Below are 19,254 nucleotides of genomic sequence, written 5' to 3'. Positions count from 1 at the left end.
CCGTTCCCGGAACGACAAGTTCGATGCAGCTCGAGGGACGAGCTGAGGCGGCTTAAGTGGAGAAGACGGGAGGCGCTCGCCCGTCTGGCGGAACGGTGCGAAACAGTGGAATGGGTGGTCGACTTCGGTCCAGCCGCCAAGGAACGAGCGCCTGCGCAACCGGCAGCGTCAGGAGACTGACAAAAACGAAAAGTGGACCCAAAAATTGAGGTTCCATCGACGACGTAGACGGACCCACCTCGGCGGAAATACCGCGAATCGCAGAGAGCGAGTGGCCACCATGTGCCTTGAGTTCTGCGCCCGCTTCAGCGTTCGAGTCGTGATCATCTTCATCAACGTCACTAACCGCCATGCGGTTTTGATCATGCTGATCGGCGTGGGTGGAGTAACTGTCGACCCCTCCGTCATGGTGATGCTGGTGAAAAGGCGAGCTGACCAGATCGAACACGACCAGCACGACGAAAAGCCACTGGACGAGCGCTTTCCAGTCGAGCGGTGCAGCCGCTGCAAAAGGTCGTATGGGCCTGAAGTTCACAGGTACTTCGCCAGCTTCTTGAGTTCGGCAACCGCATCGGCAGACGTCCTCGGACCGACGCCGACATCAGTGAAGCAGTGATCGAGATGCTCTTGGATCAACAGCTTCTTGGCCGCCATGACGGCTTTTTCGACCGCGTGCAATTGTTGAGCGATGTCGGCGCACTCACGCCCCGCCACCATCATTTCGATGACGTTTTGGAGGTGACCATCCGCACGCTTGAGGCGTTTGATCAGATCTGGATGGGTCAGATGGCGATGTTCGTGCACGTCGTATCCTACCCCGGGGGATACGTTCAAAGAGTGAAGAACTTCAGTTTCTAGAAGCTTGGATGCGTAGTTGGTGATTGATTAAGTGATGTGACGGTGATTGCTGAGGACGTTTTTGACCAAAAATCGGGATCGTCTGCGGGCTGATCACATCAATCTAGAAGCGGTCAGATGCTGCGTAGGACGAGCCGCTTTGGACAAAGCTTCCACGCTTTCTCTCCGCTCGCTGTAACGGTCCACCAAGTGGTCCGATTGCACATGCGTAGTACTAGCAAGGCGTGCTCTGATTCGGTGATAGACAAGTGAAATGCCCGCCGAAGGTACTAGATTGGTCTGACATACCGCCATAAGATTACGCGGACCTGCTAGGGTTGGAACGCGTAGTGCAGAGCCATTGCAACAGCTCGAAAGTGTCTCGAAAAGCCGGGCAATTCATCCCCAACACGTCTATTTATCATCGTTGCATACATAGAGCGGCAAACATGCACTTTAATAAGCGTTGCAATTTAAAAACAGGCTATATCTAGATAACTCGAGAACTGTATGCTCTTCACGGTGTTATTCGAAGCTTAAGGAGCACAAATAAGGTGATATCCTGAGCTGAGATACAAGCGCAAAGGTCGCGCAACTTAGCATCTTTCATGTAAACGCAAATTAAAATGCCGACGCGGTTAAATTTAACTGGATTTAAATTGCTGAGTCATTTTTATGCAGCAAATTTTTAATAACTCAAGATCAATACAGCGTCGCGCCATACATGCCGCTACGGTTTTCGTGGTATTTGTCTGCTTATCTTTATTGATCGTCGACGTGTGGTTGGCGTTAAAGGCGCGCCAGCACGAGCTCAACCAAACCATCATCAGTAACACCAATTTAACTGCTGCGGTTGCTCAGGAACTGGATGGAATAGTTTCGGAGGTTGGAAATTTGTTAGAGAGCATTGCCTTTGAGTTGGATTTAGGCAGTGCTGATCCTCAAACTATTGATCATTTACAGCCGATCTTAAAGCATCATGCTGAAAAAAATAAGCATGTCCATGGAATATTTGTATATGACACGCAAGGTAATTGGCTTATTAACTCACAAGGCGTGTATCCGCTAAAAGCTAATAATGCGGATCGTGATTACTTCATCTATCACCTAGGTCACCCGTCACTCGCGATCAGAATTGGCAAGCCGATTGTCAGTCGCTCGACAGGTAAATGGATTATTCCTGTCTCACAGCGTTTAAATGATAAAAAGGGTATGTTCGCTGGAGTTGTTCTCGCCACGATTGAAGTGGCGCACATCAGGAGTTTGTTAGAGGGCTTCAATATTGGTCGACAAGGTTCACTCACCTTTGCGTTGCAAGACGGAACGATTCTCGTAAGAAGACCATTCGCTGAAGAGAATATGGGTAAGGCCTTAGTCGGCGGGCGCTTACAGTCAGAATTCATTTCTAGCTCAAGTGGGAACTACGAACTTGTATCACTGATCGATGGAATTGAACGTCTTGGCAGTTTCCGACACACGCCCAATCATCCGCTACTTGTAACAGTAGCAGTGTCGAAAGAGGAGATGCTAGAAGATTGGAGAAAAACAACCGCTTTGCAAACGGTCTGGATATTATTGCTCTGCATTATCACAGCAGTTGCTGGTGGCTATATCGTACGCTCTGTGAGACAACGCGCGAAAGTCGAACTCTCTCTTGGGGAAACACGAGACGAGCTAACAAAATCTAATGCCCGATTATCGCAACTCGCAAGTCATGACGGTCTTACTGGACTAGCTAATAGACGGAGTTTCGATGAAATATTAGATCGTGATTTTTCTGAGTCGCTAAGATCTGGAAACGCGTTGGGATTGATTATGATTGATGTTGATCACTTCAAAAAATACAACGATCTTTATGGACACCCTCAGGGTGATCGATGCTTGCAGCAAGTCGCACTGGCAGTACAGTCAACTGCTCGTCGGCCGATGGACTTTGTGGCACGTTACGGCGGTGAAGAAATAGTTATGGTTCTCCCTGCCACCGATACCGAGGGAGTCCATGTGGTAGCTGAAGCAGCTCGAGCAGCAGTCGAAAGTCTTAAAATTATACATTCCGCCAGTTCGTCAGGGTTTGTGACGATTTGCGCAGGAGTTGCTGTTCGAACAGCTAATTCGCGTTTTTTGAATGCCGAAGAGTTGTTGCAAAATGCAGATGAAGCCTTGTACCGCGCTAAAGAATCTGGCCGCAATAAAGTAGCTACATAGATAAACTCATTTCAAAGAGCCAAAACATCTTGAGAGTTTTGATGATTAAACGTGGTGCAGTTTTCAGGAATGTAAGTTTCAACAGCAACGTAAATACTCTGCAGCAATTTTATAAAATGCAATAATACGCTCTTTCGGTATATGAAACTTTTTCGGCCCACTTGGCGCGCTGGAGAAGTCTAAATATTTTCATGGCTTGAGATGGAATGGCAAGACAACAAGCCTCGGTTGAGCTTATTGTCTTTCAGAGCTAAACATTCGTTAACTCATTAATTGGTTTGGCGTGTCGACCTAAAATCAGGACTCAATGAAGAAGTCCACCTTGCCGTCGTCCAGGTCGTAGCGGGCGCCCACGACCATCAGCTTGCCGGCCTTGATCGGGTCGATCATCGACGGTTCCGCCGTGCGCAGCCGTTCCACCGTGCGGCGCACGTTCTCCCGCACCGCGCCGTCGAGGAGCTCCTCGCTGGATTTCGGGCCCATCGCCTTGGCCTTGAGCACGGCCGGAATGATCGGCTCGACCATCTGCCCGATGCTGCCCGGGAAGACCGTGTTCTTCTCCACCACAGACACCGCGGCGTCCACCGCGCCGCAGCGCTCGTGGCCCAGCACCAGGATCAGCGGCACGTTGAGCACCTGCACCGCGTACTGGATGCTGCCCATGGCGACCGTATCGATGGTGTTGCCGGCATTGCGCACGATGAAAAGCTCGCCCAGGCCGGTATCGAACAGCAGTTCCGGCGGCACGCGGCTGTCGGAGCAGCCCACCAGCACCGCGAAAGGCACCTGCGCACGCGCGATGGCCAGCCGGCGGTCCTTGTCGCGCATGGTCTTGAGCGACGGCTTGTCGTTCAGGAAGTCGTCGTGACCCTGCTTGAGCTTGGCGAGCGCCTGTGCCGGGGTCATGGTGGTCTTGGGACCATCGGCGGCATGGGACGAGAGGACGCCCGCGCTGGCAGCCAGGCCCAGGGCGCCGTAGCCCAGGCGGAAGAAGGAACGGCGTGAAGAGTCGAGGGGATACATCGGAGTGCTTTCTTAATGTTGAGGAATCTGAATGAGCTGCGCCAGTTGGCCGGCCGCATCATAGGGAACATGCGGGCTGTGCAACCTACCCAACTACCCTGACGGCGCTATGACCGCCATAGCTGACCGTGAAGGAAAAACATAATCCAAATCCAGCTGGCGCTTCGGAACTTATAGAAAGTGGAACTGCTATCGGTCGCAAGGATTGCAATTACTAGCGCTTACCTAAAGTGCCACTTCAGCTACAGAATGCGTTTTAAGTTCATCTCCCAACTTTCGGCGAGCGCCGCATAAATGCCAAAATGACTGCCTAAGCTGCCAGTCGATTGGTCATTTCGCCTGCATTGATCGTGACCATTAATAGATTCACTTGGATGGCTATGCCGGTCATTTCGCGCAAGGCATCGATGGAGGCATTGATTTGCAATAAATTGTCGCTAATGGCACTAAAGCTCTTGCAAACCCATGCAGATCTTCGCCACACGACCGCTGTGGAGCTTGTTCGAACCTTCCGACTAAAGTGCGAATACATTTTATAGAGTCATGCTCTCTTGTTTGGGCTTGCAATGGCTCTGGATGTTGCTCGCAGCGCATGGTCCTAGGCAATCTATTGCAATCTGCTTAAGTTTGCCTTCCAGCATATCGATGACTGGAAAAAATATCGGTCGACGATCGCATTCGTCAAGGCGTAGGGTAGGAAGCCAATGCAGTTTCGAGACAGTTTGAGTTGATGTTTCTCCACGAGCTCAAAGGTTGCGATGCAGGATTTAACCAATCAGAGATTTTGTGACCAGATTACTTCAACATGCGTAATCAAGTCAAATTTGAACACGTGTTCCCAACTCGACTACACGATTGTGAGGCAACTGCAGAAACTCTCCAACATTTCCCGCGTTGCGCGACATCATGGCAAATAGCGCTTCACGCCAATGCGTCATCCCGGAACCGCGTGTGGGAATGACAATTTCACGAGAAAGAAAGTACGACACCATTTCCAAGTCGATCGTTAAACCCTTGTCGAGGCAAAGTCGCAGCGCATTGGGCACATCCGGTACATCCTTGAATCCATAGCTCACCACAACTCGCCAAAATCCGTTCACCAGAGGCTCGACAGTCAGTCGTGCTCTGTCCGGTACCCACGGGACATCTTCGAACCGGACAGTCAGGATGATGTTCTTGTCGTGGAGCACCTGGTAGTGCTTGAGGTTGTGAAGCAAGGCCTGCGGAACCGTTCCGGCGTTGGCCACCGCATAGACGGCGGTCCTTGACACCCGGCGGACCTCGGGATCATTCGCCAGCGCTTCGATGAATGGGAGGAGATCTGGGTCATCTCGTTGGATGTGTTGGATCAGAAGCTCGCGTCCGCGCCGCCATGTCGCCATGACGGCAAAGATCACGCTACCCATCACGATAGGGAACCAGCCGCCCTGCCAGAATTTCAGCGAGCACGCGATAACCAGCACAAGATCGACGACCAGGAAAGCGCCCGTAGCTGCCCAGGCCAGCGACAACGGATAACCCCAGGCGTGTCGAACGACGAAGAATGTCAGCAGGGTCGTGATTAGCATGGTGAGCGTCACGGCGATGCCGTAGGCAGAGGCCAAGGCCGACGAAGTACCGAATCCCACCATGGCAAGCAGCACTGCGATCATGATCAACCAGTTGACAAGCGGCACGTAGATTTGCCCGACCTCCTCCTCCGAGGTTTGCAGAATCCGCATCCTTGGCAGGAGGCCCAGCTGGATGGCTTGTTTGGTGAGCGAGTAGGCTCCCGAGATGGTGGCCTGCGAGGCAATGACAGATGCCAAGGTTGCCAGCACCACCGCCGGAATCAACCATGCCGTCGGAAAGAGCCAGAAGAACGGGTTCGCCAGTGCGCCTGGGTCGGTCATGAGCAGTGCGCCTTGGCCCATGTAGTTCAGCGCCAAGGCGGGAAGCACGAATGAGCTCCAAGCCAGTCGTATCGGCTTCTTCCCGAAATGGCCCATGTCGGCATAGAGGGCCTCAGCTCCCGTGAGCGCAAGCACGATGGAGCCCATGACCAGGAACAGATGCCATCCCCGCGCTTGGAGAAACTCGACAGCGCGAAGCGGGTTCAGTGCGGTAAGGATGGCCGGCTGCGCCACGATCTGAACGACTCCAGTCAACGCAAGAACCGTGAACCAGACGATCACGATCGGTCCGAAGAGTTTGCCCACCACAGCGGTACCGAAACGCTGCCCCAGGAAAAGGCCCACGATGACGGCCATGGACAGAGGCATCACATACGGCGTGAGTGCCGGCGTGATGGTCTCCAGTCCTTCCATTGCGCTGAGGACTGAGATGGCAGGCGTGATGACCGCGTCTCCGTAGAACATCGATGCGCCCAGTACCCCAACCAGAAGCAATACCGTGTGCCGCCGCGGCGTACCTCCGGCAGCCTTGGCTGCCAGTGCCGTCAGGGCCATGATGCCGCCCTCGCCGCGGTTGTTCGCGCGCAGGATCAGCACCACGTATTTCAAGGTAACGACGACCATCAGCGCCCACAAGATGGTCGAGACGACACCGACAATGTTGGCTGCGTCCATCGTCAGCGAGTGTGCCGGGTTGAACACCTCCTTCATCGTGTAAAGCGGGCTGGTGCCGATATCGCCATAGACGACACCGAGGGCGCTCAAGGTCAGAACGCCCAGGTTTTGCCGGGATGGCGACATGTTTTCTTTCGGTGTGGGAATCTAGCCTGCTTGCCGGATTTATCACTATTTGGGGATCGAGTTGCGCTTACCGGTTGGACTCAACCCGCTGCGCTGCGCGCGAGAGGGTAACCCGATAGCGGGCCAGCATTCGCACGGGATTAGTCGGGTGGAAAGACAGGCGTAGCTCAGGGCTTAAGGTCCGCCGCCAAGGAGTACTTCGTTAGGGTCGAAGAGGCGTCGCCATGACGGTCCGCGCCTCCTATTGGCGCCTCAGGTTTGAGGCTCGAAGGTGTCTAGTACAGCCGGGGCGATTCAGTCAGGAGCCGGCTGTAGCTGCGCTCGCGCAACGAACCGTAGAGGAGGATGCGTGGCGCATGCATCGCCCGTGTCGTGGGATACAGGCATTGGGTGTCGGGCTGGTGAAGCTGGTTTGCATCAAGGTTCGGCAGGTCAGAGCTTGGCAACACGCTGGCCTTTTTCGTTGATCACAACTTCGCCGTCTTCCTTTGAGAACGCGCCTTGCTGCAGCGCCGCCAGGATCTCAAGCACGGCTTCTGACGGCCGGCAAAGGCGGGTCACCAGCGGCGTGACAACGATCGGCCTGTTCATCAGGATCGGGTGCTGCAGCATGAAGTCGATCAGCTGGTCGTTGGTCCACTTCCGGTCATCCAGGCCGAGCTCGTCGTAGGGCGAGCCCTTTTGCCGCAGCACGTCGCGCACCGGTACCCCCATGGCGGCGATCAGTCGCTCCAGCGTTGCGCGATCAGGCGGGGTTTTCAGGTATTCGACGACGGTAGGTTCCTCACCCGTGTTGCGGATCAGCGCGAGCACGTTGCGCGAGGTGCCGCAGTTGGGGTTGTGATAGATCGTGATGCCGCTCAAGGATCAGTTTTCAAGTTGAGAAGGATGGGGGGCGTTCAGCCCATGTTGAGCCGGTGGCTCAGTTCTACTTCGGCGCGGACGGCCTTCTACCCTTCTCGACGTGTGCTAAGTCACATGTAGTGCTAATTTGGTAATGCATGTAACGCAAAAGCATTACAAAATGCATATACTTGTTACATGAACACACATAACCAACATGATGTCTGGTGGACTGAAAGGCCGCAAAAATCAGTTGCTTTTTCACGCTCTGTTGCAGGCTACAACACGCGAACTGTGCCTGCTGGCCGACGAGTTTGGGCGGCAACTGTCCTCATCACACTGTTCGTGCCAATTGTCGTCTTTTGTATCAAAGTAGCAACAGTCTGGAGCGCTTGAAATGCAGAACAAATCGACTTTTCGCCAGCCTGAATTTTGGGACAGTGCCCCGTCACAACTTGAACGGCTCACTCATTTCAGCCGGTTAGAAGAAAAGCAGCAAAGAGCAGAAGGATGGCGGCGAAATTTTCTGTACACCACAGGATTCGCATTGGCCTTGATCCTGATGTTTTTGGTTACCAAGGTTTGGCGCTGAGGACTGGACGGGGTCACGTTGTCCGCGCCGAAGTAGAACTGAGCCACCGTGCCGATTGAATAATGAGCCAGGGGTGGGAGCCGACGTTTTGATGGTCGGCTGTTGATAAGTGTATGGCTTGCCCTGTTTTTCTCCTTGCTGTGGGTTGAGGTTCGCGTGGCAAGCCGTGGAGGGCGAAGCCCGGAACGGCTTGCCACGCGAAGCGCGTTCACTCTGCTGGGGTAGCAGGGCCTGAGCCGTTGCCGGTCTGTCGGGCATGCTCCCGGGCCCTGATGTGTTTCTTCGCCGTGGCACTGCTGTGCAGGAAGCGGTGGCTCTCGTTGCCCGTCTCGACGATGTGGCAGTGGTGGGTGAGCCGGTCGAGCAAAGCCGTGGTCATCTTGGCGTCGCCGAAGACCGTCGACCACTCAGCGAAGTCCAGATTGGTTGTGATCACCACGCTGGTGTGTTCGTAGAGTTTCGACAGTAGGTGGAACAGCAAGGCCCCGCCTGCCTGACTGAAGGGCAGGTAGCCGAGTTCGTCGAGGATCACCAGGTCCATTCGCAGCAGCCCGCTGGCGATCCGGCCAGCCTTACCTTGCGCCTTCTCTTGCTCAAGTGCATTGACCAGGTCGACCGTGGAATAAAACCGCACACGCTTTGCGTGGCGGGTAAGTCCGCTAACGCCCAGCGCGGTGGCCAGGTGGGTCATGCCGGTGCCGGGCCCGCCGACCAGCACAGCGTTGTGCGCGGCCTCGGTGAACTCCAACGTCGCGAGTTTGGTTAATGAGTCTTTGGTCCACCACCGACGCCGAGAAGTCGAAGCCAGCCAGGTCCCGGTCAACGGGGAAGCGGGCCGAGGTCATCTGGTACTGGGTCGAGCGCATGGCCCGGTCAGTGGTTTCGGCCTGCAGGAGGTGTTCGACCAGCCAACGTGAGGCGTCCAGGCCGGAGCTGGCGCCCTGTTCTTCCAAGTCGCACCAGGCGCCCGCCATACCATGCAGGTGCAATGCTTTGAGCTCTACAGTCACATCACGCATGGCCGACCTCCTGTCCGCGCAAGCTGTCGTAGCGGGCCGTGTTGGCCAGTGGCGGTGTCGAGATCTGCAGCCCTGTTTCTGCGGAGACAGGCGTTGCCGGTGCGTTGAGCCGACCGATCACATTGACCACATGCTCGACGCTGACGCGCCCTGAAGGCAGCCGGCTCTCCATCACCAGTTCCGCGGCGACCACGACAGCATCCAGCCCTGCCCGCGGCACGATGGACAACACCTGGGCCTTGACCCGGTCCCCACCATCCTGCCGCAGCAATGCTCGCCTTAGCTGCTGCAGCGCGGGCGGCATGTCTGCGAAGGGCGCGCCGTTCCTCAGGGCACCAGGCTTACGCTGAACCAGTGGGATGTAGTGCTGCCAGTCATAGCGTGTTCCGCCGGCGTCGCTCAGTCGCTCGTGGCGGGCGACCACCACGTCATCGGCAACAACGACCACGCTGCCCGGATACAGGCGGGTACTGACCATTTGCCCTGCCAGCTCACACGGCACTGAGTACCGGTTGCGGGCCACCGACACCATGCAGGTGCTCGACACCCGAGCGGGCTTCTCCACATAACCGTCGAAGGCCTCGGGCATCGGCATCAGGGGGGGCCGCTCGTGCTCAAGCATCTCGGCCACGCTGAATTGGCTGTGCTCAGGGTGGCGGACCTCGTTCCACAGGGCACGACAGCGCTCGCTGAGCCAGGCGTTGAGCTCGACGAAGGAGCCGAAGCGGTGCTTGGCCGCGTCAATCCAGATGCGTCGCCGGCTGTCCTGGACATTCTTCTCCACACGGCCCTTCTCCCAGCCGGAGGCCACGTTGCAGAAGTCGGGGTCGTACAGGTAATGTGCGCACATCACCGCGAAGCGCGCGTTGACCGTGCGGCCCTTGCCTTTGTGAACCTTGTCGACCGCAGTGCGCATGTTGTCGTAGATGCCGCGGAGCGCCACGCCGCCGAGGGCGGCAAACGACCGCGTGTGTGCATCGAACAGCATCTCGTGGCCCTGGCTGGGGTAGGCCACCAGCCAGAAGGCCCGGCTTGCGCACAGCTTCATGTGCGACACCTGGGCGCGGTAATAAATGCCGCCGACGACCAAGCCTTCTTCGCTCCAGTCGAACTGGAAGGCCTCGCCTAACTCGAAGCTCAGCGGTACATACGCCTTGACGTTCGCGGCTTGGCCAACGCCTTGGCGCCAGGCCCGGACAAAGTCTGTGACCGCAGAATACCCACCGGTGTAGCCGGCAGCTTTGAGCTCGACAAGCAGTGCTCGGGCGGTCCGCCTCTCCTGCTTGGGCCGCCTGGCGTCGGCAGTCAGCGACAGCTGGAGCACCGCCTCGAATGAGCTGAGTTTGTTGGGCCGCGGGTCTCGCCTGTACTTGGGAAGTTCTGTTCCCGGCGCTCGCAGCCACTTCGATACTGTGTTTCGCGACAGCCCCGTCATCCGCGCGATCTCGCGCTCGGAAAGGTTGTCGCGCTGGTGCAGCCGCCGGATCCTGCCAATCATGTCCTTGGTGATCACTCCTCGAACCCCGCTGCTTAAATAAACAGCAGGGTAGATTGAACACCTGGCTCACTTTTACTTCGGCACTACCTCTAAAAGTGGCTCAGTTTCCGGTCGGCGTCAACACTCCGTTTCAGTCTTGGTCTCAAGGTACCGGAAAAGAGGATCGTATTTGCCCATGCTTGAAGCTTACGAGAACTGACTCTGGCTTACCTTGGTTAGATTGGGGTTCATTGCTTGGTCCTTGTGTCGCGTCTCAATGCTCGCTTTCGCAACTTCCCACCACAAACATGTCGATGACGCGCACCGCTACTATCATCCAACCCTAAGATTACTCACAAGATCTAAGGCATGTCATTTTGGAAGCATCTCAACCGTTCTCAGCCTGCCACGCTTTTCCTAGTCAGTGCCTCACGTTTCTTTAGATCGACCCGTCCCAATCCTCTCTACAGCGCTGGTGAAAGCAGGCTGAAACGGCTTGCCAAGGTGCTCATCGAAGCCGGCCGCCAATGCACGAGGACGATCGTCCGGCCGCGCGAAGGCCGGCAGTGCGATGGCAGGCACACTTCGCAGTCCACTCTCGCGTAGCTGCTTCAGCATCGTGTAGCCGTCCATGCGGGCATGGCGATGTCCGAGACGATCAGATCGAAAAGGCGTGGAGCCGCGACCACGAGCGCCTCCTGCGCGCTCCCGGATCTTCTCCGGTCCCCGCTACGGGGTGGTCGGTCTTCGGACTGAAGGTATATACCAACAGGCTGGCGAGAACGCCAGTGCTGGCTTATTTCGCCCAGGCCGGCGGATGGCGTGCCCACTCCTTGAGGAATTCGAGCAGATGCCGCACACGCGTAGGCATATTGCGGCGGGTCGAAAACACCACTTGGATGTCCATAGCTTCAGGTTGGTCGTCGGGTAGGAGCCTTTCGAGGCTGCCAGCCCGTAGTTCCTCAGAAACCATGTAATGCGGATGCACCGAGATGCCGGTGCCCAGCAGCGCCGCCTGCTTCAGCGCGTCGCCCAGGTTGGAACGCACCGTGCCGCGCACCCGGATCTCGCGCGATGGCTCGCCTTGAAACCGCCATAAACCGGATTCGGACTTGACGGTGTGCACTAGGCAGTTGTGTCGCGCTAAGTCCTCGATGGTCGCCGGCCGGCCGTAGAGACGCAGGTAAGCCGGGGCCGCCACGACCACCTGGGGAGAGCGCATTAGCAGTTGCGCCACGTAACTCGCGTCCTGCAGCGATGCAGCGATGCGGATCGACAAGTCCAGCGCCTCCGCCACCAGGTCAGAACGGCCGTCGTCGTGCACCACGGTTACCTCGATGTCCGGGTAACGGGTCGTGAACTCCGCCACCACGCGCATCAGGTGGTGCGTGCCGAAGGAAGGCGGCGTGCCGACCCGGATCGCGCCGCGCGGCAGGTTCACGGCGTCGCGCACCTCGCCTTCCATGACCTCGTAGCGCTCCAACAGCTCGCGCGCCGAGGCCAGCACTCGTGCGCCGGCCTCGGTCAGCGAGACCTGCCTGGAACTGCGTTTGAGCAACTGCGCGCCCATGTTGGACTCCAGTGAGGCGATCTGCTTGGTGATCGTCGCCTTCGACAGCGAGAGCTGCATCGCCGCCCGGGAGAAGCTGCCGCAGCGGGCAACTTCGGTAAAGATCTGAAGGCTGCGGAGACGGTCCATAGCGGCGCTCTCAGTTTCGAAATTGGAAACCTCGGATTCTCGTATCGGGTGCTCCGCGCACCAAGCGTGTTCCTAAACTTAGGTTCTGGAGACACAAAAGAATGACCTATCGTCCGCCCTCGAGCGCAGCCGCCGCGGCGGCCGAGCTGCCTGAACTGACCCAGCAGCTGCACTACTTTTTCCACCAGATGGACGAGCGCCGCTACGACGCCATGCTGGCGCTCTTCACCGATGACGCCCGCTGGCTGCGCCAGGGCCAGTGGCTCCTGGGCAAGGCAGCCATTGAAGCGGCGCTGCGGGCCCGGCCCGCCGATCAGGACACGCGTCACGTCATGAGCAATGCCCATATCGCCGCTCTAGATGGCGACCATGCGGTGCTTGAGGCCTACATGACTGCCTACCGATATGCCGTCGCCGCGGACGGCGTGCTGCCGAGCTGCGCCGGTCCGCTGCGCCTGAATCTGACGACTACTGTGTTCTGTCGCGACGCGAGCGGGGACTGGCGCATTGCCGAGCAGCGACTCGTGCCGGCCGTCGCTCTGACCAACTCTGTGGTCTGACCAACTCGGCACCTACGCCCCATGACCGACCTCCCCGCGTCCTTCGTACACCAGAGTCCCGCCACTCGCCTGATCTTCGGCGACGGCGCTGTCAACGCCCTGCGCACGGAACTGCCGCTGCTGCGCATCCGCCGGCCAATGCTGCTGGCCGGCGCCCGCACCCGGGAGTCGGTCTTGTTCGCCCGTGTGCTGGAGGCGCTAGACGGCCAGCTCCACGAACTGGCGGATGCGGTGCCGGCTCACTCTAGCGTCGGGCTGGTCGAACGCCTGGCGGCGCAGGCCCGAGATGCCGGGGTGGACTGTTTCATCGCCGTGGGCGGCGGCAGCGCATCGGACACGGCCAAGGCCGTGGCACTGCTACTGGCCGAAGGCGGCCGGCTGGCCGATCACGCGGTGCGCTTCACGCCGCCCACGACGCTAGTGGTACCGCCGCTGCGCGCCGACAAGCTGCCCATCGTGGCCGTACCTGGCACCGCCTCGGGCGCCGAGGTTACCGGCAGCCTGGGCGTGCGCGACGACGACGGCGCCAAGCTGCTGTTCTCCGACGTCCGCCTGGCCGCGCGTCTCGTGCTGATCGATCCGGTGGCCAACCTCGACGTGCCAGCCGCGCTTATGTGCGCCACTGGCATGAACGGCTTGGCCCATTGCATTGAGGGGCTGTACTCGCGCGAACGCTCGCCGCTGGCGGAAACCATCGCGCTTGACGCGATAGCCCGCTTTGCCGAGGCGCTGCCCGCCGTGCACCTGCGGCCCGGCGATGCCGCAGCACGGGGCCGGCTGCTCTACGCGGCGCACCTCTCGGGGCAGGTGTTGCTCAATGCGCGCACCTGCCTGCACCACGCGATCTGCCACGCCATCGGCGCCGTTACCGGCGTTGGCCATGGCGACGCCAACGCGGTGATGCTGCCATACGCCGTCGCCTTCAATGCCGAGGCTGCCGCCACGGTGCTGGCCCGCGCCGCCGCCGCTCTGGGCACGCACGCCCAGACCGGCGCCCTGGTGCCGGCCCTGCGCGCCCTACAGTCCGCCGCCGGCGTGCCTACCCGTCTGCGCGACATCGGCGTGCCGGCCGCCGCGCTGGAGCGCATCGCCGCCAAGACGATGCGCGAGCGTGGCCTCCACTACAACCCGCTTTCGGTGAGCGGCGCACACGAGGTGCGCGCCCTGCTAGACGCGGCCTTCTAATTCCCAACCGACCACCACCCTCAAGAGGCCCCTGCATGACCTTCCGTATCGTCCCCTCAAACGCCACGCTCGGCGCTCGCGTCGAAAACCTCGACCTGTCCCGCCCGCTGTCCGAAGCGGACTTCCAGGTCCTGCTGCAGGCGCTTGGCCGCCACGGCGTTCTGAGCTATCCGAAGCAGGACCTGACGGCGGAACAGCTGCGCGATTTCTCGCGGCGCTTCGGCCAGCTGGAGGTCAACGTCTCCGGCCTCTACCAGGAAGCCGGCCTGCCCGAGGTCATGGTGCTGTCGAACATTGTCGAGAACGGCAAGCCGATCGGCCTGTCCGACGCGGGGCAGGATTGGCACACCGACATGTCGTACAGCCGCATGATCGCCTTCACCAACGTGCTCTATGGCATAAAGATCCCGCACCGCGACGGGCAGCCGCTGGGCAATACCGAGTTCTGCAACATGCATGCCGCTTGCGACGGCCTGCCGGAGGAACTTAGGCAGCGGCTCGACGGTATGACCGTGCTGCACGACTTCGACAAGTTCTGGGAAATGATGCGACGCGAACGTGGCAGCGCACGGCCGCCGCTCACGGCGGCGCAGCGTGCGGCCAAGCCGCCGGTGTCGCACCCATTGTTCCTCACGCACCCGATCACTGGGCGCAAAGTGCTCTATTGCAACCCCGGCTACGCCGTGCGCATCAACGAGTTGGACGAGGCCGAGAGCCAACGCACGCTGGATTTTCTGTTCGAGCACCAGACCCGCCCCGATTATCGCTACGCCCATCGCTGGCAGGTCGGCGACCTGCTGATGTGGGACAACATGGGCACCATCCACAACGCGATCCCCGACTACCGCCCCGACGAGCCGCGGCTGATCAAGCGCTGCCAGGTCATGGCCACCCGCTTCTTCCACGACGACGGCACCCCGCGCGCCGCTGAGGTGACGCAATGCGAGGCGCAGCCCGCGTGAACGCCCGGGCCAGACCGACGCCGCGCGACGCGGCCGGCTGCTACAGCATTGACGACCTGCGCGCGCTGGCGCGCCGCCGGCTGCCGCGCGCGGTGTTTGACTTCTATGATGGCGGCGCCGAGGACGAGGTCACGCTGGCCGAGAACCGCGCCGCCTACAACGGCTGGCGCCTGTCGCCGCGCGTGCTGGTCGACGTCGCCGAGGCCCACACCCGCTGCGAGTTGGTGGGCGCCGAGGCCGGCCTGCCGGCGGTCGTCGCGCCCACTGGTGCGGCCGGCTTTGGATATCGAGGCGCCGACCTGGCGCTGGCGCGCGCGGCCGCGAAGATGGGCATCCCCTACACCCTGTCGAGCAGCGCCACAACCGCCATCGAAACCATCGCCGACAAAGCGCCAGGGCGGCTGTGGTTCCAGGCCTATGTGCTGCGCAACCGCGAGTTCTTCTGGCAGCTCATCGAGCGGGCTCGCGTCGCCGACTACGAGGCGCTGGTCATTACGGTCGACCTGCCGGTGGGCGGCAAGCGAGAGCGCGACTTCCACAACCACTTCTCCATCCCGTTCCGCTTCTCGGGGCGCAACGTGATGGACTTCGCCTCCCGTCCGCGCTGGGCGGTGGACATGCTGCGCCACGGCATGCCCGTGATGGAGAATCTGCGCGGACTGGAGGCCGCGGCCACCAGCGCAACGGCCATCGCGTCGTCGGTCGGCCGCAGCTACGACCCGTCGTTCGACTGGGCCCGCCTGGCCGAGGTGCGCGAGCGCTGGCCGCGCAAGCTGATCGTCAAGGGCGTGAGCCGGGGCGACGACGCGCAGCGGCTGCTCGCCCTGGGCGTCGACGCCATCGTGGTCTCCAATCACGGAGGCCGCCAGCTCGACGGCGCCATGCCGACCTTGCAGGCACTGCCGCAGGTGCTGGAATCGGTGGCCGGCCGGCTACCGGTGCTGGTGGATGGCGGCGTGCGGCGCGGCAGCGACATCGCCAAGGCCCTTGCTCTAGGCGCCCAAGGCGTGTTGCTGGGCCGCGCAACGCTCTACGGTGCAGTGGCCGATGGCGACGCTGGCGCGCAGCGGGCGCTCTACATCCTGCATGACGAACTTCTGCGCACCCAGCGCCTGTGCGGCGCGCCAAGCGTGAACGACTTGGGGCCGGAACTACTACGGCCTTGGCCAGCGCTGTCTGTCCTTCCTGCCACGACGGTGGCCGACCCCGGTGACGCTGGCACGCAGCGGCATCCGGCGCGGGCAGCCGACGTCGCGCGGCGCACGGGCCTGTTCGTAGCGTCCTGATTACATCAACAAAGGAGACAAATCCATGACCAGAAACACTGCATACAGCCTTTCCCGCCGCTGCGCCCTGCGCGTGACCGCACTGGCCGCCCTGCTGAGCGTCTTGGGTCCGATGGCGTTCGCCCAGTCGGAGTACCCCAACCGACCGATCCGTTTGGTCGTGGGCTACAGCGCAGGCGGACCGACCGACGTGCTGGCACGCGTGCTCGGCCAGGACATGGCCGGCGCCCTCGGCCAGTCGGTGGTGGTGGACAACAAGCCTGGCGCCAACGGCAATATCGCTACCGAGTTCGTGCAGCACGCCGCACCCGACGGTTACACACTGATCATGAACACCATCTCGCACAACGTGAATCCGCTGCTGCAGCCGGACCGCGTGAAGTACGAGCCAGTCAAAGACTTCACCCCGATCGCGCAGGTCGCCGTGCTGCCGCAGATCATCGTGGTGGCGGCGGACTCGCCTTACAAGACTTTGGGTGACTTGGTAAAACAGGCTCAGGCCAAGCCCGAGGGCGTCAGCTACGGCACGGCTGGCGTCGGCGGCTCGGCGCACTTGGCTGCGGTGCTGCTGGAGCAGCGCAGCAAAATTCGCATGAATCACATCCCCTTCAAGGGCAATGCTCCGGCACTGACCGAGGTAATGTCGGGCCGTGTCGACTTCATGTTCTTTCCGATGATCGGCGCGGCCGAGTTCGTCAATGCCGGCAAGATCCGCGTGCTGGCCGTGGCCGCTGGCACACGTCATCCCGACTACCCGGGCGTGCCGACCACAGCCGAGCTGGGCTACGCCGGCTTCGAGGACTACGCGCAGCCGATTGGCTTCATTGGCCCGGCAGGCCTGCCCGCACCTATCGTGGAGAAGCTGGACAAGGCCATCGCTGCCGCGCTCGCCAAGCCAGCAACCGAGGCGCGTCTGAAATCCCTGGGCGCTGAGATCAAGTACCGCGGCCCGGCTGACTACCGCACGTGGCTTGGCCAGGACCGCACACGCTGGGCGCAGCTGATTAAAAGCGCCAACATCAAGGCCGAGTAATGCGCTGGATCAATTTCTCACTACCCGGTGCGGCGCAGCAAACCTACGGTCGGCTCCCCGACGATGACCGCGTGCACGCCGTACGCGGCACGCCCTGGGGTGCGCACGAAGACAGTGGCCAGATCCTGCGGCTGGTCGACGTGAAGATCGTAGTACCGCTCGTCCCACGTACTTTCTACGCTGCTGGCCTCAATTACGTGAAGCACATTCACGAGTACGCGGCCCAGAGCGGCACGACGGTCCAAGTGCCGCAGCAGGCCGACATTGGTTACCGCGCCGTGAATGCGCTGGTGGCGCACGAGGAGAACGTCGTTATCCCCGCCGATGCTAAGCAGGTCGAGTACGAGGGTGAGGTGGTCGTGGTCATTGGCCGCCGCGGCCGTGACCTGAGCCCCGAGCAGGCGTTGGATTGTGTGTTCGGCTACACCATCGGAAACGACGTGAGCGAACGGCTATGGCAGAAGTCCGACCGCACCTTCTGGCGCGCCAAGAACGCAGACACCTTCAAGCCGATGGGGCCGTGGATCCAGACGGAATTCGACATCACTAAGGCCGAAACGACCGTGCGCCTCAACGGCGAGACGCGCACCCATTTCCAGACGGCCGAAATGCTGTTCGACATCCCCACCTTTATCAGCCGCATGAGCCGATACCTCACGCTCCACCCCGGAGACGTGATCTGGATGGGCACCGATGGACAGTCGCCGCACCTAAAGGCCGGCGACGTAGTGGAGGTCGAGGTGTCGGGACTGGGTGTGCTGCGCAATAATTTCGTCGCGGGGTCATGCGGCTAAGACAGCCGCCAGCGTCGGCCAAGCATGCCATTCGTATCCGAAATACGACAACTAGGATGGTCCCACCGGCGCAGCCCGACAAGCTGTGTGCGGCCGTCGCGGACGGCGTGCCCATGGTCGTACAGGATGCCTTGTCGGCCATCGGCAACCAGATTATCGAGAACATACACAAGTACAACCTGCGCAATCTCGGCAAGGAGACGGTCAGCATCAACGTCAGCGCCGAAGCGCCGGAACTGACCAGCTAGAAGTGCAACTTCCAGCACTTCCGCTACAGCGGCGACGCGCAAATCCACATCAACGCGCTCGTCAGCGCCATGAGGCAGATCGTTGATGCCGCTGCTTCAACCCTTCCGCGAGGACTCGGTGGACATGATCTATGCGCTGCTCCCACAGGCAAAGATCCTTGTACCAAGGGTTAACAAGTTTTTGCGACTTCCTGCGGTTTCCTGCAGGTTCGTTTTTTATCCTACACCGGACAGCTGACGGCGAATTTCGGTCGATCGATCCCAGAGGTTCGGCGTAAACGCTGACGAATACCCAGACACGAAATGCTTGCACTCGCCCGTGACCGGATCGAACACATGGCGCGCGATCGAGCCGATGTTGGCGCCGTACACATGGATGCTGATCGAGCATTGGTCCGCAAAGGCGTTGGCCACCTGATGGATATCGCCAATTGCCGGCGACACGGCATCGATATCACCCATGCGCAGCGTATGTGGCTCGCCAGTCGTGCCGAAACGTCCATCGACCATGCCCCAGTCCACGCATGTCTCCGCTCCGCGCAGCATGCCGACAAGACCCCACACCGTGTGGTCGTGCACTGGTGTGCGCTGGCCCGGACCCCAGACGAAGCTCACGACCGAGAACCGCTCCGCAGGATCGGCGTGCAGCAGGTACTGCTGATAGTGCCCGGGGTGCGGCACTGTGAACGCTTCCGGCAGCCAGCCGTCGTTACGCAGTAGTACGGACAGCAGCAGCCGCGCGTGTACGAGCAGCGGCGCCTCGTCTTTCTCGCGATCAACCAGTTCTGTCATCGCAAC

General features: G+C 60.0%; 17 protein-coding genes and 2 pseudogenes. 9 read left to right on the top strand and 10 right to left on the bottom strand.

The window, feature by feature from the left end; translation table 11 throughout:
* Nucleotides 1-52 precede the first annotated feature (52 nt).
* Nucleotides 53-535, bottom strand: a complete 483-nt coding sequence (locus tag ACSFA3_RS21555; protein ID WP_435507545.1) for a hypothetical protein — start codon at nucleotides 533-535, stop codon at nucleotides 53-55.
* Nucleotides 532-804, bottom strand: coding sequence for a metal-sensing transcriptional repressor (locus ACSFA3_RS21550; protein ID WP_435507544.1), 273 nt, complete (start codon nucleotides 802-804; stop codon nucleotides 532-534). The genes ACSFA3_RS21555 and ACSFA3_RS21550 overlap by 4 nt, the downstream gene beginning before the upstream one ends.
* 708 nt (nucleotides 805-1,512) lie before the next feature.
* Between ACSFA3_RS21550 and ACSFA3_RS21545 the strand changes: the two genes are divergently transcribed.
* A complete protein-coding gene (locus ACSFA3_RS21545; RefSeq protein WP_435507543.1) occupies nucleotides 1,513-3,042 on the top strand; it encodes a sensor domain-containing diguanylate cyclase in 1,530 nt (509 codons plus the stop codon).
* Nucleotides 3,043-3,339: 297 nt separating this feature from the next.
* Here the strand turns inward: ACSFA3_RS21545 and ACSFA3_RS21540 are convergent, their stop codons facing one another.
* The 4 genes and pseudogenes from ACSFA3_RS21540 to arsC all read right to left on the bottom strand — a co-directional run bounded on the left by ACSFA3_RS21540 (nucleotide 3,340) and on the right by arsC (nucleotide 7,622).
* On the bottom strand, nucleotides 3,340-4,065 hold the full coding sequence (locus ACSFA3_RS21540; protein WP_435507542.1) for a carbonic anhydrase: 726 nt from the start codon (nucleotides 4,063-4,065) through the stop codon (nucleotides 3,340-3,342).
* Between the two features lie 818 nt (nucleotides 4,066-4,883).
* A complete protein-coding gene (locus ACSFA3_RS21535; RefSeq protein WP_435507541.1) occupies nucleotides 4,884-6,758 on the bottom strand; it encodes a potassium transporter Kup in 1,875 nt (624 codons plus the stop codon).
* Between the two features lie 293 nt (nucleotides 6,759-7,051).
* Nucleotides 7,052-7,204: pseudogene (locus ACSFA3_RS21530) on the bottom strand (arsenical resistance protein ArsH); the annotation flags it as partial.
* Nucleotides 7,191-7,622, bottom strand: coding sequence for an arsenate reductase (glutaredoxin) (gene arsC, locus ACSFA3_RS21525; protein ID WP_435507540.1), 432 nt, complete (start codon nucleotides 7,620-7,622; stop codon nucleotides 7,191-7,193). The gene arsC and the pseudogene ACSFA3_RS21530, both read right to left, overlap by 14 nt.
* 376 nt (nucleotides 7,623-7,998) lie before the next feature.
* Here arsC and ACSFA3_RS21520 point away from each other — a divergent pair, with 376 nt between their 5' ends.
* Entirely contained in the window at nucleotides 7,999-8,193 is a 195-nt protein-coding gene (locus tag ACSFA3_RS21520; RefSeq protein ID WP_435507539.1) for a hypothetical protein, read from the top strand.
* 208 nt (nucleotides 8,194-8,401) lie between these two features.
* Here ACSFA3_RS21520 and istB read toward each other — a convergent pair.
* The 3 genes and pseudogenes from istB to ACSFA3_RS21505 form a co-directional block, all read right to left on the bottom strand.
* Nucleotides 8,402-9,212: pseudogene (istB, locus tag ACSFA3_RS21515) on the bottom strand (IS21-like element helper ATPase IstB).
* Nucleotides 9,205-10,710 (bottom strand): IS21 family transposase, encoded by a 1,506-nt coding sequence (gene istA / locus ACSFA3_RS21510; RefSeq protein WP_435507616.1) that lies wholly within the window; start codon nucleotides 10,708-10,710, stop codon nucleotides 9,205-9,207. Before istA ends, istB begins: the two are co-directional and overlap by 8 nt.
* Before the next feature lie 775 nt (nucleotides 10,711-11,485).
* A complete protein-coding gene (locus tag ACSFA3_RS21505; RefSeq protein WP_435507538.1) occupies nucleotides 11,486-12,388 on the bottom strand; it encodes a LysR family transcriptional regulator in 903 nt (300 codons plus the stop codon).
* Between the two features lie 101 nt (nucleotides 12,389-12,489).
* On the opposite strand from ACSFA3_RS21505, the gene ACSFA3_RS21500 reads away from it, so the two are divergent.
* From ACSFA3_RS21500 to ACSFA3_RS21470, 7 genes are read left to right on the top strand one after another with little or no spacing between them, the layout of a single operon-like run.
* A complete protein-coding gene (locus ACSFA3_RS21500; protein WP_435507537.1) occupies nucleotides 12,490-12,948 on the top strand; it encodes a nuclear transport factor 2 family protein in 459 nt (152 codons plus the stop codon).
* A gap of 21 nt (nucleotides 12,949-12,969) precedes the next feature.
* Nucleotides 12,970-14,133, top strand: a complete 1,164-nt coding sequence (locus ACSFA3_RS21495; protein WP_435507536.1) for an iron-containing alcohol dehydrogenase family protein — start codon at nucleotides 12,970-12,972, stop codon at nucleotides 14,131-14,133.
* A gap of 35 nt (nucleotides 14,134-14,168) precedes the next feature.
* Nucleotides 14,169-15,095, top strand: coding sequence for a TauD/TfdA dioxygenase family protein (locus ACSFA3_RS21490; protein WP_435507535.1), 927 nt, complete (start codon nucleotides 14,169-14,171; stop codon nucleotides 15,093-15,095).
* Nucleotides 15,074-16,381, top strand: a complete 1,308-nt coding sequence (locus tag ACSFA3_RS21485) for an alpha-hydroxy acid oxidase (RefSeq protein ID WP_435507534.1) — start codon at nucleotides 15,074-15,076, stop codon at nucleotides 16,379-16,381. Before ACSFA3_RS21490 ends, ACSFA3_RS21485 begins: the two co-directional genes overlap by 22 nt.
* Nucleotides 16,382-16,406: 25 nt before the next feature.
* A complete protein-coding gene (locus ACSFA3_RS21480; protein ID WP_435507533.1) occupies nucleotides 16,407-17,414 on the top strand; it encodes a Bug family tripartite tricarboxylate transporter substrate binding protein in 1,008 nt (335 codons plus the stop codon).
* Nucleotides 17,414-18,208, top strand: coding sequence for a fumarylacetoacetate hydrolase family protein (locus ACSFA3_RS21475; protein ID WP_435507532.1), 795 nt, complete (start codon nucleotides 17,414-17,416; stop codon nucleotides 18,206-18,208). The genes ACSFA3_RS21480 and ACSFA3_RS21475 overlap by 1 nt, the downstream gene beginning before the upstream one ends.
* Nucleotides 18,209-18,264: 56 nt before the next feature.
* Entirely contained in the window at nucleotides 18,265-18,456 is a 192-nt protein-coding gene (locus ACSFA3_RS21470) for a hypothetical protein (RefSeq protein ID WP_435507531.1), read from the top strand.
* Nucleotides 18,457-18,672: 216 nt separating this feature from the next.
* On the opposite strand, the gene ACSFA3_RS21465 is transcribed toward ACSFA3_RS21470, so the two are convergent.
* Nucleotides 18,673-19,248 carry a cysteine dioxygenase family protein gene (locus ACSFA3_RS21465; protein ID WP_435507615.1) on the bottom strand — a complete coding sequence of 192 codons (576 nt, stop codon included), beginning with the start codon at nucleotides 19,246-19,248 and terminating at the stop codon, nucleotides 18,673-18,675.
* Nucleotides 19,249-19,254: the final 6 nt, after the last annotated feature.

The organism is Variovorax glucosi (assembly GCF_051216695.1).
Classification (GTDB): domain Bacteria; phylum Pseudomonadota; class Gammaproteobacteria; order Burkholderiales; family Burkholderiaceae_C; genus Variovorax.
Note: the sequence above shows the minus strand (reverse complement) of the source record. Positions and strands in the feature narration are given on the sequence as shown.

Bases quoted from the DNA above. Each gene is read 5' to 3' on its own strand.
- ACSFA3_RS21545 (WP_435507543.1), top strand. From the start codon at position 1,513: ATGCAGCAAATTTTTAATAACTCAAGATCAATACAGCGTCGCGCCATA.
- ACSFA3_RS21540 (WP_435507542.1), bottom strand. From the start codon at position 4,065: ATGTATCCCCTCGACTCTTCACGCCGTTCCTTCTTCCGCCTGGGCTAC.
- ACSFA3_RS21535 (WP_435507541.1), bottom strand. From the start codon at position 6,758: ATGTCGCCATCCCGGCAAAACCTGGGCGTTCTGACCTTGAGCGCCCTC.
- ACSFA3_RS21520 (WP_435507539.1), top strand. From the start codon at position 7,999: ATGCAGAACAAATCGACTTTTCGCCAGCCTGAATTTTGGGACAGTGCC.
- istA (WP_435507616.1), bottom strand. From the start codon at position 10,710: ATGATTGGCAGGATCCGGCGGCTGCACCAGCGCGACAACCTTTCCGAG.
- ACSFA3_RS21505 (WP_435507538.1), bottom strand. From the start codon at position 12,388: ATGGACCGTCTCCGCAGCCTTCAGATCTTTACCGAAGTTGCCCGCTGC.
- ACSFA3_RS21500 (WP_435507537.1), top strand. From the start codon at position 12,490: ATGACCTATCGTCCGCCCTCGAGCGCAGCCGCCGCGGCGGCCGAGCTG.
- ACSFA3_RS21495 (WP_435507536.1), top strand. From the start codon at position 12,970: ATGACCGACCTCCCCGCGTCCTTCGTACACCAGAGTCCCGCCACTCGC.
- ACSFA3_RS21490 (WP_435507535.1), top strand. From the start codon at position 14,169: ATGACCTTCCGTATCGTCCCCTCAAACGCCACGCTCGGCGCTCGCGTC.
- ACSFA3_RS21485 (WP_435507534.1), top strand. From the start codon at position 15,074: ATGCGAGGCGCAGCCCGCGTGAACGCCCGGGCCAGACCGACGCCGCGC.
- ACSFA3_RS21480 (WP_435507533.1), top strand. From the start codon at position 16,407: ATGACCAGAAACACTGCATACAGCCTTTCCCGCCGCTGCGCCCTGCGC.
- ACSFA3_RS21475 (WP_435507532.1), top strand. From the start codon at position 17,414: ATGCGCTGGATCAATTTCTCACTACCCGGTGCGGCGCAGCAAACCTAC.
- ACSFA3_RS21470 (WP_435507531.1), top strand. From the start codon at position 18,265: ATGGTCCCACCGGCGCAGCCCGACAAGCTGTGTGCGGCCGTCGCGGAC.
- ACSFA3_RS21465 (WP_435507615.1), bottom strand. From the start codon at position 19,248: ATGACAGAACTGGTTGATCGCGAGAAAGACGAGGCGCCGCTGCTCGTA.